Here is a 15,705-nt window from a genome sequence, read left to right as displayed (position 1 = left end):
ATTAGAAAGTGTACTTAGCACCTAACGATAAGCGACGGCCTTTCACATCATAAAACTCACCATCATCGTAAGTGAATGGATTACGTGGTGGCTCACGGTCTAAAATGTTGTTAACACCTACACGTAACTGTAATTCATCCAGCAGGTAAGTTTTGTACATGAAATCAAAAGTTGTGTAAGACGGGATATCATTGTAGTTGTTATCTTCAATGTTCCATTCATTACTTTCGACACTACTATGGCGATAGTTCGCGGTTAAAATATAGCTTGAATCATCGTGAGAGTAGACAGCATTAAAGCGGCCTTTCCAGCGAGGATCTTCAATTTCTCCCACGTTAGAACGAAAATCTTCCGCGCGGCCAGTTGAGTTTTCGCTATCCGCTTCAAGGTAAGTCGCTGTTAATTTAAGTGCTAAATCACCATTACCGAGCTCTGTACGATAGGCTGATTCAATATCTAAGCCTTTTTTATTGATTACAGCAGCATTAATTGGGCGTTGATAATAATTAATAATATCGCCGGTTTGCTGATCACGCACGAAATTTGAGCAGAATGGGCTGTTTAGTGATGATGATTCATAACATAGCTCAACACTATCACGACCAAAATATTCAATCGCTCCTTCAATTTCGAATGACCAATAATCAAGGGTTAAATCTAACCCCTCAATAAACTCTGGGGTATAAATAAAACCAATGGTGTAGTCGTTTGAAGTTTCATTTTGTAAGTCTTGGTTACCTTGTACATAGCCTGGTAAGCTACCTGCGGCTTGCCATTCTGCGGTCGGCATCCAGCCTTCAGGTAAGCCATCAGCTTGGCAGTTAGCAATGACATTGGCTTTGTATTCACTACCCGAGCTGGCAATTTCATCGGCGCGACAAGGATCTTTACGACCTGAACTAAAGGTTTGCGAACTTGGAGTAAATAAGTCACTTAAACTCGGTGCACGTACTGATTTAGAGCGGTTTAAACGAATACGTACTTCATCTGTTACGCCCCAATTTAATGATAGTTTCCATGCATCATCGCCACCGGTAACTGAGTAGTCCATATAACGATAGGCCGTTTCAAAAGTTAAGTCAGTTGCCAAGAAATGGTCTGAAAGTAAAGGTACAGAAATTTCTGTTGAAAATTCATTTACATCTATATCACCTTTCATCGGTAAGCTTGAATTACCAAAAATAAGGCCATTTTGCATTGCTTGATCAGGGTTGGTTTCTGCGCTTTCACGGCGGTGTTCTACGGTAAATGCAGCCGCTACTGCACCGGCAGGTAATTCAAACAATAAGCCATCAAATGTAGCCGCAACAACCAGTTGATCTTGTTTTGCAGTTCGTGTTGCATTAGTAGCAATATAATTCATTTGTGCTGGTGAAGCGCTATGTGCACCCATAGGGTTAAAAGCAACACAATCTTCGCGTGCACCGGTTACATTGCCATCAGCATCACGAAGTGCACATACAATCTGGCCATTTAGTTTAACAGCATCGATAGCATTGGCTAAGTTCTGCTCTAAAACTTCACCGCGCCATAAAGTATCTTGCTCGATACGGCCATATTGTACGTAGGTGCTATAGCCCCAGTCATCACTCAAGATACCTTCAAGGCCAACTGAAGTTCGGATCACTGAGCGATCTTGTTGATAGGCGCGATCGCCCCATAGATTTTCATTAGCTTGGCGTAAAGTTACCTTGTCTAGTTTATTATCATCCATAATTTTAGCCATATCATCACGGATGAAAGCATTGTCACGACGGATTGTATGAGCAAAGAATGCCGGTGAGCTTTCTGTTGTTGCTTTTGAGTCTGACCAAGTAAAATCAAATGTTGCAGCGTGATCATCGTTGATTTCGTATGTGCCATAGGTTGATAAAATAGCGCGCTCTAATGGCGTTTGGAAATAGCTCTTGTAACCATGACTAAAAATACCATCGCCAGGGTTATTGGCATCGGCATAATAACGATTGTTTGCAGAAGCATTCGCTACACCAGAGTTTTCTACACGACCTAAGCCATAGTCAAATGCTTTAATATTACCATTATCATCAAATGCCCAATGATGATTGTTATAATGATCGTCGCTAAGTGAGCCTGTTTTACTAAAAAAATCACCGCCCTCAGAGTAATAACTTAGCGTACTTGGTTTACCTAATATAATGCGCTCAGGAATACCATCAGCACCTGAGGTATTTGCTGGATTTGCATAAGAGGTTACCGGGTTGCGGTAAAAGTCACGACTTAACTTACTATAGCTATCTGTTTTTGAGTAGTTCAACGATGTAACAAAAGATAGTTTGTCACCTTCCATACCGCCGGTAATAGAGAAGAAGCTTTGCTCGCCGCCACTTTGCTCTGGACGAATAGTTGATGCATCAATTTCAATACCATCGAATGATTTTTTTGTAATGATATTGACAACACCAGCCACTGCGTCTGCACCATAGACTGCAGCTGCACCTCCTGTGGCAATTTCGACACGCTCAATTAATGTGGTTGGAATATTGTTTAAATCTACAGCTGTACTGCCAACAGAGCCTGCAACAAAACGGCGGCCATTGACTAATACCAGCGTACGTTCAGATCCTAAACCACGTAAATCAGTGGTGTTTAGTCCTGATGCATAAATGAAATTGGTTGTTGTTTCAGGTGATAAACCAACCGTTGCTTGCGGCAGTTCAGCAAGTAGATCATTCACGTTAGTGACACCAGCATTTTCCATCTCAACACCACTGATCACCGTTACGGGGGTTGGTGAAGTAAGGTTAAATCGTTTTATTTTTGAACCTGTGACTTGAATGCGCTCTACTGGTTTTACATCTTCAGTTGTATTAGCAAAGGCTACTGAAGTGCCTGCAGCGGTAATGATGGCGATTTGAATGCCAGCAGTAATGAGATTTAATTTTTTCAACATAACACCTTTAATTTCGACAACTTAAAATGCAAAAAAATATTTTAAGTCGATTGCACGAATATCTAGTCACAGTTCTAGCGTTAAAAAAATCACCAGTAATGTAACCAAATGTAATTTAGCGGCATGTTTTATCACAGCAGATATATTGAGTCTTGTACCTGTTAAATGTAACGCTTGTTGCTAAAAAGTGTTTTATGTTTTATTTTGGTGTGTTTTTGGGTACTTTGTTGTTTTAAGTGAAAATTTATTGTATTCAAAGGTTTACATTGTCATTTTTGAGGTGCTTTTTGGTGAGTGTGGGTCTGTTGTCATTAACCAAATTGTGATTATAAATACATAAAATCGTTTATTTATGAGTCTAAAATGTTAATTTTGTATGTTTTTTGATGTTCGTTATTTGCTCGGTTAACCCTGTTTAAGGAACTTTTCTGAAAAAGTTGTAATGCACGATGTTTTCGCTAGTGTTCATCAGTAGATGGCGATGGTAACTGATGGCTATTTTTGGCATTATAGTCACTTTATTTATTATCGATTTTTAGCGCTGCAAAGGCTATTTAGCGGCAAAGGAATAATATGCATATTCATATTTTAGGTATTTGTGGCACTTTTATGGGCGGTATTGCAGCGATAGCTAAATCGTTAGGTCATACTGTAACGGGATCAGATCTAAACGTTTACCCGCCAATGAGCACACAACTCGAAGAGTTGGGTATTAAGCTAACTCAAGGTTATGATGTTACACAGCTAGAGCCTGCACCTGATATGGTTGTCATTGGTAATGCAATGAGCCGCGGCAATCCGTGTGTTGAATATGTGTTAGATAAAGGGCTACCTTACACCTCAGGTCCTGAATGGTTAAAGCATAATTTGCTGCAAAACTCTTGGGTACTTGCAGTGGCTGGGACTCATGGTAAAACAACTACTGCAAGTATGCTGGCGTGGATTTTAGAGTACGCAGGTTTAAAGCCGGGCTTTTTAATCGGTGGCATAGTACAAAATTTTGGCTTGTCTGCACGGGTTGGTGAAACGCCGTTTTTTGTTATTGAAGCCGATGAATACGACACTGCATTTTTTGATAAGCGTAGTAAGTTTGTTCACTACTTACCACGCACGCTTATTTTAAATAACCTTGAATTTGATCACGCGGATATTTTTGACGATTTAAACGCAATTAAAAAACAATTTCATCACTTGATGCGTACACTACCGAGTAGCGGCAAGGTTATTTGGCCAACTAACGAGTCAGCCTTAAATGAGGTGATTGAGCAAGGTTGTTGGAGCGATAAAGAAACACTCGGTGGTGATTGGCGTTATGATTTACATAAAAGTGATGGCAGTGAGTTTACGGTATTGCTCAGTGATGTAGCTATAGGTACTGTGAAGTGGCAAGCTATTGGCGAGCATAATGTTAAAAACGCGATTATGGCGATTGCAGCGGCGCGCCATGTAGGTATTGCTATAGAGCACAGTATTGCGGCATTAGCTGAGTTTATTAGCCCCAAAAGACGCATGGAACTTAAAGCAAATATCGCTAACATCAATGTCTATGACGATTTTGCCCATCACCCAACAGCAATAAAAACGACCCTTGCTGGCCTGCGTGCAAAAGTGGGGGATGAACAAATTATTGCGATTTTAGAGCCTCGTTCAAACACGATGAAAATGGGCGTACATCAACATACGTTATTAGCATCGTTAGTTGATGCTAATGAGGTTTATCTATTTGAACCAGAAAATTTAAGCTGGTCATTACGTGAACAAGCCAAACAAGCGGGTATGCAGTGCCTAACGAATACCGATGAGATCATTGCAAGCGTAGTTGCAAATGCAAAACCGCAGCAGCATATATTAATTATGAGTAATGGGGGCTTTGATGGCCTTCATGACAAGTTAATCACAGCTTTACAGCATAAATTTACCTCGTAATAAACCGGAGCGACAGTGCAATATAAAGAAACCATTACGCTTGCCTTTAGTGGCGCGTCAGGTGCGCCTTATGGCTTACGACTGCTTGAAGTATTACTGGCGCAGCAATTTCGTGTCTATGTGTTGATTTCAAGTGCAGCTCGTGTGGTGCTTGATACTGAGTCAAATATAAAATTATCGGGCAATGAAGATAAGGCGACCGAGCAGTTGAGTGCTTTGTTTAATGCATCGGCAGGTCAGCTACAAGTGTTTGGTAAAGATAACTGGTTTAGCCCAGTTGCGTCAGGCTCAGCAGCGCCGAAAAAAATGGTCGTCTGCCCGTGCAGTGCAGGATCAGTCTCAGCCATTGCGGTGGGGGCATCAGATAATCTACTTGAGCGGGCTGCAGATGTGGTGATTAAAGAGCGTGGTCAGCTTATTTTAGTACCACGAGAAACCCCGTTTAGTGAAATACATCTAGAGAACATGCTTAAACTGGCCAAGCTAGGGGTGACTATCATGCCTGCAGCACCAGGGTTTTATCATCAACCGCAAACCATCAATGATTTAGTCGATTTTATGGTTGCACGCATTTTAGATCACTTAAATATTGAACATACACTAACGAAACGTTGGGGTTATGGAGAAGGTAAATCATGAGTAAAGCAGTAGCTTTGAATATTGAAGGCCTTACCAAGGTTTATAAAAATGGCGTTGAAGCCGTTAAAGGCATTGACCTTCAAGTCTATGAAGGCGATTTTTTTGCCCTACTTGGCCCTAATGGTGCGGGTAAATCAACGACTATCGGCGTAATTTCGTCACTGGTTAATAAAAGCCAAGGGAAAGTCGAAGTGTTTGGTCACGACATCGATAGTGACTTAGAAGCGGCTAAATCGCAGCTTGGTCTGGTACCGCAAGAGTTTAACTTTAGCCAGTTTGAAACGCTGACACAAATACTGGTAAACCAAGCGGGTTACTATGGTGTACCACGAAAAGTGGCTCATCAGCGTGCGGATAAATATTTAACGCAGTTAGGCTTGCTGGAAAAGAAAGATAAACAAGCGCGTACGTTATCCGGAGGCATGAAACGCCGCTTAATGATTGCCCGTGCGTTAATGCATGAACCAAAGCTGCTTATTTTAGATGAGCCTACTGCAGGTGTTGATATTGAACTACGTCGTTCAATGTGGGATTTCTTACGACAAATAAACGAACAGGGTGTAACGATTATTCTCACCACCCATTATTTAGAAGAAGCTGAATTACTGTGTAAAAATATCGCCATTATTGATTCTGGTATTATCGTTGAAAATACCACTATTAAGGCTTTATTGGCTAAATTAGATAAAGAAACCTTTATTCTCGATTTAAAACAGCCAGTGCAGCCAGTAACGCTTGATGGTTATAAGTTTACTATGGCTGATGATCATACAATTGAAGTGGAAGTGGCAAAGTCGCAAGGCTTAAATGCCGTATTTACAGCATTGACTGAGCAGGGAAATACAGTACTCAGTATGCGTAATAAAGCAAACCGATTAGAAGAGTTATTTGTTGGTTTATTAGAGCAAGGGCGGGGCAAGTAGATGTTTAAATATGGCGTAGCCTTAAAAAGTTTATGGATCAAAGAGTGTATTCGCTTTTTGCGTATTTGGGTGCAAACGTTAGTACCGCCTGCCATTACCATGAGCTTGTATTTTGTGATTTTTGGTAACTTAATTGGTTCGCGCATTGGCGATATGGGCGGCTTTAGTTACATGGAGTTTATTGTGCCTGGCCTTATTATGATGTCGGTGATTACTAACTCCTATTCCAATGTTGCATCCAGTTTTTATTCAACCAAGTTTCAAAAAAGCATTGAAGAATTATTAGTTGCACCAGTACCAAACTACATCATTGTGCTTGGCTATATGGGCGGCGGGATGACCCGCGGTATGCTGGTGGGTTTAATTGTAACCTGCGTATCGTTACTGTTTGTTGATATTCAAATTCATAACATTTTTGTGATCATTGCGACGGTAATACTCACCTCTGCGGTATTTGCATTAGGTGGGTTGATCAATGCAATTTACGCCAATAGCTTCGATGATATTAGTATTATCCCGACCTTTGTATTAACACCACTTACTTATTTAGGTGGGGTGTTTTATTCCATCACCTTATTACCTGAATTTTGGCAGGGTGTGTCGCAGGTTAATCCTATTATTTATATGGTTAATGCCTTTAGGTATGGTTTCTTAGGTGTGTCTGATGTTGATTTGTCAGTCGCATTTGGCGTGTTGTTAATATTTATTACAGCCTTATTTACGTTAGCATTAACGCTAATTAAAAAAGGTGTGGGGTTAAGACACTGATGAGTGATGCAAATTCACGTAGTATTGTATCGAATCAACAAAGCTTACACGAAAAGCTGGATGAGATAGTTAATAAGCATTTAACTGCTGAATTTAAAAAGCCGATTGCAGCGCACACGCAAACGGCTTTTGACCAAGTAAATGAAAAAGTGCAGGCTTTTGCGGGGCCAATCATTTTAGATTCATGCTGTGGTGTAGGTGAAAGCACGGCGAATTTAGCCAAGCGTCATCCTGATGCACTTGTCATTGGCATTGATAAATCGTCGCACCGTTTAGATAAACATGATATCGAGTACAAACAAACTGACTCAGGCCAGTATATTTTAGTGCAAGCCGACTTGAATGATTTTTGGCGTTTAGCTGTGGCCGCTAACTGGCAGCCAACACATCATTATTTGTTATACCCAAATCCATGGCCTAAAGCTAAGCATATTCAACGGCGTTGGCACGGTGCAGCTATTTTCCCATTCATCGTTAAACTGGGAGGCTTGCTAGAAGTACGCAGTAACTGGGATATCTACGTAAAAGAGTTTGCGCAAGCACTTAATTTAGCCGGATATAGTTGCGAAGTAGCGCACTATGAAAGTGATATTGCTATCACTCCTTTTGAGCGAAAATATTGGGCGAGTGGGCAACAGAGTCATCGGTTAGTGGTCCCTTTGACAGGGCAGTCCTAACGTCGAGGTTAACGTGTGGCGCTGCTTCGCTAAAATGATTCCCTTGCATCAGCGCCACATTCGCTTTACGGAGCGCATTTACGACGGGTCGGCTTTCCACATTTTTTGCAATTAGTTGTAAACTGAGTTGTTTTGCGAAACTGGCGATGTGCTCAATATATAAATAAATATCTTGGTCATTAACTATTTGACGAATTAAGGAGCCATCAAGTTTAATTCCATCTACCTCTAATTTCAGTACATTAGATATATTTGAATAACCCGTACCAAAATCATCAATAACTACTCGTACTCCTCGGTTTTTTACTAGGGTGATAAATGCTTTAACTTCAGAAAAATTAGCAATTGCCTCGGTTTCTAAAAGCTCTAAGGTGATATTACCGGGTAGGGGGTAGCGCTTGAGTTCATCTTCCAAAAACTCAGTTAAGCTAGGATCGAGCATATCTTGAACGGTAATATTAATACTCCAGCAAATGCTGGTTTTTCTAAAACGCGCAAAACATTGCGTGAGCATAGTTCGGGTTAACATGCCATCCATTCTAGAGCGGTTTACAACGTCCAAGAAAGAGTCAGGCTTAAGAATTTCGCCATGACAAGTGATCATTCGAGCCAAGCACTCATATTGAATAATCGTCTTGTTGTCACTATTATAAATAGCTTGGAAGTATGGGACAATTCTATTGTTTTCAAATGCTTCTCGTACTTCCTTGGCCATCGCTACATTGTATTGGTATTGATTTTTTACATCATGAAGCGCGCTCGAATAATTAACTACAGTGTGGCGTCCTTGTTTCGCTTGCAGTGCTGCAATATGGGCATTTTCAAGTAACATAGATTTATTGCCGCTGGCGATGCCCGCACATAAAGTGATGTAAATAAACGGATCAGTAAGAAGTGGTGTACTGTAATTATAAGCTTGGATCACATCGTTAAAGCTCATATCATCGTCATTAAAAGGAGCTATAAGCACAATTTTATTAGTTGCTAAGCGAAATATTTGGCTTGCAGCTGGGCGATTTTTTCTAAAGTAATGCAATAAGGTGTTCATCACCCGATCACTAATTTCAGTACCATAAAAACTACTAATATCTTCAATTTCATTGACCCAAATAACCGCTAACTGCATATGATGATTCGACGATTTTTTAATATAGTATTCCAGCGCAATGTGGTTGGCAAAACCGCTGCTGGTGTCGGTAGAAATTGCGCGTTTTAACAAATACACATAAATACCAGCAACTAATAGAGCAATAAAAAAGAAGAATGCCGCCATGGCGGCTGCTTTCGAAACACTCTCAGCTAATCGCTGATTGAGATCGTAGATTGTAATATCGGCACCGGTTAAGTAGGTTACGCCGTTGGCATCAACAAAGGGCACAAAAATAGTTTTAAAATGGCCCCATTGATCTCTTGATATTTCAAATACCGGTTCAGTTGAGTAAAACGCACCTATATTCGCAGCGGTGGCTTCCGGATATAAATCGAGAAACTGGGTTACTTTGCCACTATTTTGATCGTTTTGTGTATAGCTCGAAGCACTAAAATATACGTTGTCGTCTTTTAGTACCATGGCATAAACGTAAGCGATATTTAACGCATTAGCAAACTCTGAAAGTTGCCGACTAGTTTGTTGATATGCAGATGGTGATATGCGAAGGCCTGCATTAATTTTTTTATGGTAGTCATCTCCCAATATATGCTTAACACTTAATGCAGCATTAAGTAAGCGAGTATCAACGCTTTGCATTATATCATTGCGGGTACTGTGATAAGTGTAATAGATATAGCCTAATAAACTGATAAAAAACAGTATGAAGCCTGCGATTATCCAATTCGTCCGTAAATTTGTGTTTATCATGCTCATCCTTTATTTATTATCCTCCCCATTATACAAAAAAAGACTACATCACCTATAAAAATATAGTTAAGCATTTTTTAATCAAACTATCATCAATCTGTCATGCAATTGAGTGCTTTTATGGCTTAATACGAGACATTTCTACTCTATTGCAGTAAAGTTAACGCATTTCGTAGAATCATTGTAGTTGATGTTATTGTTAATGAAGCCCAGCTTAGGGGCTTTAGCCAAAAAAACTACATTTATTGGGTATTAAGATGGATCAAAAGCGTTGTGCCGTCGCCTCTAAAGAAACTCTGATGCGTATATTTACTGTGCCTGAAGCACCTGACTCAACTTTGAGTAAAATCGAACTTGAGATCTCGAGCAATTTAGCTGGTTTTCTGAATGAGAATATCGCGGCAATTGAAAAGCCATTGCATGAGATTGAGAAAGATTTTCAATCGGCAGTGATCCCAGAAGATCCGACTTTTGTTTCAGCTTATGCGCAGGATATTATGGAGCAATTAGTTGCTCATTCAGTGCACACTGCCGCGCCAAGTTTTATTGGCCATATGACATCAGCGCTCCCGCATTTTGTATTACCACTGTCGAAGTTGATGGTGGGTCTTAACCAAAACTTAGTCAAGATTGAAACCTCTAAAGCATTTACGCCACTTGAACGCCAAGTCTTGGGCATGATGCATCATTTAGCTTATGGCCAAGATGACGCTTTTTATAGTAAGTGGATGCACAGTGCCAAAACTTCACTTGGTGCTTTTTGCTCCGGTGGCACCGTGGCGAATATTACTGCTTTGTGGATTGCCAGAAACCGATTATTAAAAGCTGATGGTAATTTTAAAGGCATTGCAGCTGAAGGCATTGTCAGTGCAATGTTACATTATGGCTATAAAGGTTTAGCTGTTTTAGTATCAGAACGCGGTCATTATTCTTTAGGTAAAACAGCCGACCTATTAGGTATCGGCCGTGATAACTTTGTTGCGGTGAAAACCACCGATGATAATAAAGTTGATATTGCAGCCATGCGTGAAACTGCGCAGCAATTAGCGGCTAAAGGGATCAAAGTGATGGCAATTGTTGCTGTGGCTGGCACGACCGAAACAGGTAATATTGACCCGCTTGATGAGATGGCTGATTTAAGTCAGGAACTTAATTGTCATTTCCATGTCGATGCTGCATGGGGAGGAGCAACGCTACTTTCTGATACTTACCGCCCTTTATTAAAAGGGATTGAGCGCGCTGATTCAATTACCATTGACGCACATAAGCAAATGTACGTGCCAATGGGGGCAGGTCTTGTACTGTTTAAAGATCCTGCAGCGACAGATGCCATTGAGCATCATGCTGAATATATTTTGCGTAAAGGCTCAAAAGATTTAGGTAGTCATACTCTCGAAGGTAGCCGCCCAGGTATGGCAATGTTAGTGCATGCTTGCTTACGTGTTATTGGCCGTAAAGGCTATGAAATTTTAATCGACAAAGGCATTGAAAAAGCCCGTTACTTTGCTGACTTAATAAAAGCAGATGATGACTTTGAACTGATCTCAGAGCCTGAGCTGTGCCTTTTAACTTATCGTTATGTACCAAAGCAAATTAAGCAAAAAATAGCGCAAGCGGATGAACAAACGCGTTTGGATATATTTGCTTCACTAAACCGTTTCACCGCCAGTATGCAAAAGCGTCAACGTGAAGCTGGGCGTTCATTTGTATCACGTACGCGATTGACGCCAGCTCAATATGCTCATCAGCCAACAGTGGTTTTTCGCGTTGTACTTGCCAACCCTCTGACATCAGAGAGTATTCTTCAAGAAATCTTGGCAGAGCAAAAGGCACTCGCGAAAACCGATCCTGTATTTAAAAAATTCTTATCTAAATATATGGATTAGCAACGCAGTGGCGCTTCTTATCGTAAAGAAGCGCCATCGCTTTTAGTGATCACCCAAAGCAACTAGCTTTAATCATTTCACTAATTATATGTTGTGATGGTTTGATTTTTTCCATCGCTAAAAATTCATCTGGTTGGTGAGCTTGATTGATAGAGCCCGGTCCCATAACAATCGTTTCACAACCAAGCTGCTGAATAAACGGTGCTTCGGTGCAGTAATTTACCGCAACGGCTTGCTCCCCTGATATCTTTTCTGCCAATTGTACTAATGCTGTGTCAGTACTCCCTGTAAACGCAGGAATAGGCTCGTGCATATCCATTACACTCACTGCATCTGGGTATTGGTTGTTGATTTCAGCGGCTATTTTTAACAGCATCATTTGTAGTTCTTGTACGCTCAAACCCGGTAATGGGCGCATATCAATGTGCATTTCACAACAGCCGCAAATACGGTTAGCGTTATCGCCACCGTGAATATGCCCGAGGTTTAATGTTGGGTAGGGAATGACAAAATGCTCTACTGAATATTTATTCTTTAACTCTTCTTTTAACAGTAATAACTTCGCAATGATTTTATGCATGACTTCAATGGCATTTAAACCGCGCTCAGGATCGGAGCTGTGACCTGAACGGCCAACCACTCGAATCGCTGTACTCATGTGACCTTTGTGAGTAAATACTGGTGTCATATCAGTGGGTTCACCTATGATACAACGCGCCGGTTTTAAATTTGGATGTTTACAAATTTGTTGCGCACCGGCCATAGTTGTTTCTTCATCGGCGGTGGCTAAAATCAAAATAGGTTGAGTTTGTTCGTTTTTATCAAGTTCACTAATTGCTTGCAGTACAAAAGCGAAAAAACCTTTCATATCGATACTGCCTAAACCATATAATTTGTTGTCATATTCACTTAATTTAAATGGATCATAATTCCAACGGCTATCATCAAAAGGAACGGTGTCAGTGTGGCCAGCAAGCATTAATCCGCCATCACCGTGGCCGCGTTTGGCGAGTAAATTAAAACGACCTTTAGGCCCTGATAATTCGGTGATCTCACATTCAAAACCTAAGCTGGTGCACCAGTTTGCAAGTAGATCAATCACGCCTTTATTACTCATGGCTAAAGATTCATCCATAGCACTAATGGAAGGGGCGGCAATTAACTGCTGATACATGGACAAAAAAGAGGGTAAAGACATAAAAAAATCCAAAATAATTATTCAATCTAATTGCATAACAATATAAAAGTATTTATTATGAATATCAATTCACTTTTTAAGCATAAATATATTAAAGCGACGCAATGAATATAAAACGACGATAATTCAGTTTCATTCCCCAAACAGTGTGTTTCACGCTGTTTAACCCGATTTGAATGTAAATGTAGTAATAAAACCCAAAAAGAGTAACGAATGAAAGTAGTAATTATTGGCGCAAGTGGTTATAGCGGCGCAGAATTAGCAAGTTTAGTAGTAAAACATCCACAGTTAACTTTAGCAGCATGCTATGTATCTGAGCAAAGCTTAGATAAAGGCAAACTATTAAGCGACTTGTATCCTGAGCACCTTGGTTTACTTGACACTCCTTTATTACCGCTAAGCGAACGTGCGTATAGCGATATCGAAAATTCAGCTGATTTTGTTTGTTTGTGCACTGATCATAAAGTGAGTGTTGATTTAGCGCCACGTTTTTTAAGCATGGGCAAAAAAGTTTTTGATTTATCAGGTGGCTACCGCTTAAGTAGTAATGAAGATTATCAAACTTATTATGGCTTTGAGCACCAACATACTGAGTTACTAAATGAAGCTGCGTATGGCTTGGCAGAATGGAACAGCGAAGCTATTGCCAAAGCACAACTTATTGCTGTGGCAGGTTGCTACCCAACAGCTGCATTAAATGCGTTAAAGCCACTTCAGCAAGCAGGCTTGCTTGCGGAGCAGCCAGTGATTATTAATGCGGTATCGGGTGTCACAGGTGCTGGACGTAAAGCAAGCGTAGGCACGCATTTTTGTGAAGTGTCGCTTGCACCATACGGATTGTTCAATCACAGACATAGCCCTGAGATAGAGCAGCATTTAGGCCACAAAGTGTTATTTACACCGCACCTAGGTAATTTCCCACGCGGTATTTTAGAAACTATTTATGTGCAATTAAAAGCTGATGTTACGTCTGAGCAAGTTACTCAAGCCTATCAAGTGCTTGCTGATGAGCCATTGATCAGATTGCTTGGTAGTAAAATCCCGTCAATTAAAGGGGTTGCAAAGCAGCCATATGTGGACATTGCTTGGCAACAACAAGGCTCTCAGCTAATTGTAATGGCAGCTATTGATAACTTGTTAAAAGGTGCCGCTGGGCAAGCGCTGCAATGTATTAATTTAGCGATGGGTTTACCTCATAGCAAAGGTTTAAAAGGGTAACTAGTAATGCAAACATGGGTCATTAAACTCGGTGGTGCAGTACTCAATACGGAAGACGCGGCAAAAGCGTTATTTGAGGCGCTGGCATCACAAACTCAAGCACAGTTTGTGATTGTGCATGGTGGTGGCGCATTGGTTGATAGCTGGCTAAAAGAAGCGGGCTTTGCCAGTGCAAAACATCAGGGCTTACGTATTAGCCCTAAAGAGCAAATGCCATATATAGTCGGCGCATTAGCAGGCTGTGCAAATAAACAATTGATGAGTCAGGCAATTGTCGCAGGGCATAAACCTGTAGGTCTTAGTTTATATGAAGCGGGCATTATTTCATCACAAAAGCTAAAAGCACTTGGTCAAGTTGGACAATGTGACGGTGGTGTACAAAGTGTAATACCGCAATTGTTAAAATTAGGTCGTCTTCCTTTAGTTAGTTCTATTGGTTTTGGTGAAGATGGGCTTTGGTATAACGTAAATGCAGATGAAGCAGCAGCAGCCATTGCTAAAGAGCTAAATGCTGAAATTATTTTTATGACTGATGTAGAAGCTGTACTTGATGCAAATAAGCAGCCGTTACATCAGCTTGATACAAATCAGATCAATACGTTGATCGCAGAAGGAGTAATTTTGGGTGGGATGGAGGTCAAAGTTAAGACCAGTCTTCTTGCTGCCCAGCACTTACGACGTGGCGTTTACATCTCGAGCTGGCAAAAGCCAGAGAATTTAGTCGCTTTACTTGCGGGTGAGCACGTCGGAACAAAAATTACACCATAGGTTTTATATGTTTAATCATTTTTTATCGGGTCTAGAATTAGACCAACAAGGCGCACTGAAATTACTTAATTTAGCGCAAAAAATTAAAGCAAACCCTATTGATTTTAGCCAAGCATTGGCTGGTAAGTCAGTGGTTACTTTATTTGAAAAACCAAGCTTACGTACGCGTTTATCGTTTGATATAGGTATCAATAAGTTAGGTGGCCATGCTGTATATCTTGATTCACAAAATGGCGCTATGGGCGCGCGTGAATCTGTAAAAGATTTTGCTTTAAACATTGCAAGTTGGGCAGATGGTATTGTTGCACGTGTATATCAGCATAAAACGTTAACCACACTTGCTGAATTTTCGAGCGTTCCTGTGGTCAACAGTTTGTGTGATTTATACCACCCGTGCCAAGCTTTGGCTGACTTTTTAACATTGCAAGAAGTATACGGTGATGTAAGCCAATTAAAGTTAGCTTATTTAGGTGAGGGTAATAATGTAACACATTCACTGATGTTACTCGCTGCAACCTTAGGAACTGATTTTGTTGCCGTATGCCCAAAAGGCAGCTCACCAGATTCGCAAATTCTGAAGCAAGCAGAGCAAATTGCAGCAATGAATGGCGCATCAGTAATGGTCAGCGACCGTGTTGAAGCCGCTGTTGGTGCAAATGCCGTGTATGCAGATACATGGGTATCAATGGGTGATGACACGCCGCTTGAACAAGTAAAAGACAAGTATATGCCGTATCAATTAAATGCCGCATTACTTAAACAAACAGGGGCAGATACTGTTTTGCATTGTCAGCCTGCACACCGTGAGTTTGAAATTACTTCAGAAGTAATGGATGGCCCGGCGTCAAAAATTATTCAACAAGCAGAAAACCGTATGCATGCGCAAAACGCGTTGCTTGTTTCATTATTAAATCCAAATTTTGTGTAAGGTAT

12 protein-coding genes are annotated in these 15,705 nt (G+C 40.7%); 9 read left to right on the top strand and 3 right to left on the bottom strand.

Going from position 1 to position 15,705, the window contains the following annotated elements:
- Position 1: 1 nt before the first annotated feature.
- Positions 2–2,911, bottom strand: a complete 2,910-nt coding sequence (locus PHAL_RS0110365; RefSeq protein WP_016708336.1) for a TonB-dependent receptor domain-containing protein — start codon at positions 2,909–2,911, stop codon at positions 2–4.
- Positions 2,912–3,484: 573 nt separating this feature from the next.
- On the opposite strand from PHAL_RS0110365, the gene mpl reads away from it, so the two are divergent.
- The 5 genes from mpl to trmB are packed head-to-tail and all read left to right on the top strand — an operon-like array spanning position 3,485 to position 7,844.
- The gene (mpl, locus tag PHAL_RS0110360; protein ID WP_016708335.1) at positions 3,485–4,837 is read left to right on the top strand and encodes a UDP-N-acetylmuramate:L-alanyl-gamma-D-glutamyl-meso-diaminopimelate ligase; all 1,353 of its coding nucleotides are present in this window, start codon (positions 3,485–3,487) and stop codon (positions 4,835–4,837) included.
- Positions 4,838–4,852: 15 nt separating this feature from the next.
- A complete protein-coding gene (locus PHAL_RS0110355) occupies positions 4,853–5,476 on the top strand; it encodes a flavin prenyltransferase UbiX (RefSeq protein ID WP_016708334.1) in 624 nt (207 codons plus the stop codon).
- Entirely contained in the window at positions 5,473–6,399 is a 927-nt protein-coding gene (locus tag PHAL_RS0110350) for an ABC transporter ATP-binding protein (protein ID WP_016708333.1), read from the top strand. Before PHAL_RS0110355 ends, PHAL_RS0110350 begins: the two co-directional genes overlap by 4 nt.
- Positions 6,400–7,167: an ABC transporter permease gene (locus PHAL_RS0110345; protein ID WP_016708332.1), complete on the top strand. Its 768-nt coding sequence runs from the start codon at positions 6,400–6,402 to the stop codon at positions 7,165–7,167.
- Positions 7,167–7,844, top strand: coding sequence for a tRNA (guanine(46)-N(7))-methyltransferase TrmB (gene trmB, locus PHAL_RS0110340; protein ID WP_016708331.1), 678 nt, complete (start codon positions 7,167–7,169; stop codon positions 7,842–7,844). The genes PHAL_RS0110345 and trmB overlap by 1 nt, the downstream gene beginning before the upstream one ends.
- Here trmB and PHAL_RS0110335 read toward each other — a convergent pair.
- Entirely contained in the window at positions 7,765–9,702 is a 1,938-nt protein-coding gene (locus PHAL_RS0110335; protein WP_016708330.1) for an EAL domain-containing protein, read from the bottom strand. The two genes, trmB and PHAL_RS0110335, sit on opposite strands and share 80 nt — an antisense overlap.
- A gap of 257 nt (positions 9,703–9,959) precedes the next feature.
- Between PHAL_RS0110335 and panP the strand changes: the two genes are divergently transcribed.
- Positions 9,960–11,588, top strand: a complete 1,629-nt coding sequence (panP, locus tag PHAL_RS0110330) for a pyridoxal-dependent aspartate 1-decarboxylase PanP (RefSeq protein ID WP_016708329.1) — start codon at positions 9,960–9,962, stop codon at positions 11,586–11,588.
- Positions 11,589–11,637: 49 nt separating this feature from the next.
- On the opposite strand, the gene argE is transcribed toward panP, so the two are convergent.
- Entirely contained in the window at positions 11,638–12,786 is a 1,149-nt protein-coding gene (gene argE, locus PHAL_RS0110325) for an acetylornithine deacetylase (protein ID WP_016708328.1), read from the bottom strand.
- Positions 12,787–12,999: 213 nt separating this feature from the next.
- On the opposite strand from argE, the gene argC reads away from it, so the two are divergent.
- Genes argC through PHAL_RS0110310 form a run of 3 tightly spaced genes read left to right on the top strand, consistent with a single transcriptional unit; the run spans position 13,000 to position 15,700 of the window.
- On the top strand, positions 13,000–14,004 hold the full coding sequence (gene argC / locus PHAL_RS0110320) for an N-acetyl-gamma-glutamyl-phosphate reductase (protein ID WP_016708327.1): 1,005 nt from the start codon (positions 13,000–13,002) through the stop codon (positions 14,002–14,004).
- Positions 14,005–14,010: 6 nt separating this feature from the next.
- A complete protein-coding gene (argB, locus tag PHAL_RS0110315) occupies positions 14,011–14,772 on the top strand; it encodes an acetylglutamate kinase (protein WP_016708326.1) in 762 nt (253 codons plus the stop codon).
- 7 nt (positions 14,773–14,779) lie between these two features.
- Entirely contained in the window at positions 14,780–15,700 is a 921-nt protein-coding gene (locus PHAL_RS0110310) for an ornithine carbamoyltransferase (RefSeq protein ID WP_016708325.1), read from the top strand.
- Positions 15,701–15,705 lie beyond the last annotated feature (5 nt).

Origin of the sequence: Pseudoalteromonas haloplanktis ATCC 14393 (genome assembly GCF_000238355.1) — a bacterium.
Classification (GTDB): domain Bacteria; phylum Pseudomonadota; class Gammaproteobacteria; order Enterobacterales; family Alteromonadaceae; genus Pseudoalteromonas; species Pseudoalteromonas haloplanktis.
Note: the sequence above shows the minus strand (reverse complement) of the source record. Positions and strands in the feature narration are given on the sequence as shown.

Bases quoted from the DNA above. Each gene is read 5' to 3' on its own strand.
- PHAL_RS0110365 (WP_016708336.1), bottom strand. From the start codon at position 2,911: ATGTTGAAAAAATTAAATCTCATTACTGCTGGCATTCAAATCGCCATC.
- mpl (WP_016708335.1), top strand. From the start codon at position 3,485: ATGCATATTCATATTTTAGGTATTTGTGGCACTTTTATGGGCGGTATT.
- PHAL_RS0110350 (WP_016708333.1), top strand. From the start codon at position 5,473: ATGAGTAAAGCAGTAGCTTTGAATATTGAAGGCCTTACCAAGGTTTAT.
- PHAL_RS0110345 (WP_016708332.1), top strand. From the start codon at position 6,400: ATGTTTAAATATGGCGTAGCCTTAAAAAGTTTATGGATCAAAGAGTGT.
- trmB (WP_016708331.1), top strand. From the start codon at position 7,167: ATGAGTGATGCAAATTCACGTAGTATTGTATCGAATCAACAAAGCTTA.
- PHAL_RS0110335 (WP_016708330.1), bottom strand. From the start codon at position 9,702: ATGATAAACACAAATTTACGGACGAATTGGATAATCGCAGGCTTCATA.
- panP (WP_016708329.1), top strand. From the start codon at position 9,960: ATGGATCAAAAGCGTTGTGCCGTCGCCTCTAAAGAAACTCTGATGCGT.
- argE (WP_016708328.1), bottom strand. From the start codon at position 12,786: ATGTCTTTACCCTCTTTTTTGTCCATGTATCAGCAGTTAATTGCCGCC.
- argC (WP_016708327.1), top strand. From the start codon at position 13,000: ATGAAAGTAGTAATTATTGGCGCAAGTGGTTATAGCGGCGCAGAATTA.
- argB (WP_016708326.1), top strand. From the start codon at position 14,011: ATGCAAACATGGGTCATTAAACTCGGTGGTGCAGTACTCAATACGGAA.
- PHAL_RS0110310 (WP_016708325.1), top strand. From the start codon at position 14,780: ATGTTTAATCATTTTTTATCGGGTCTAGAATTAGACCAACAAGGCGCA.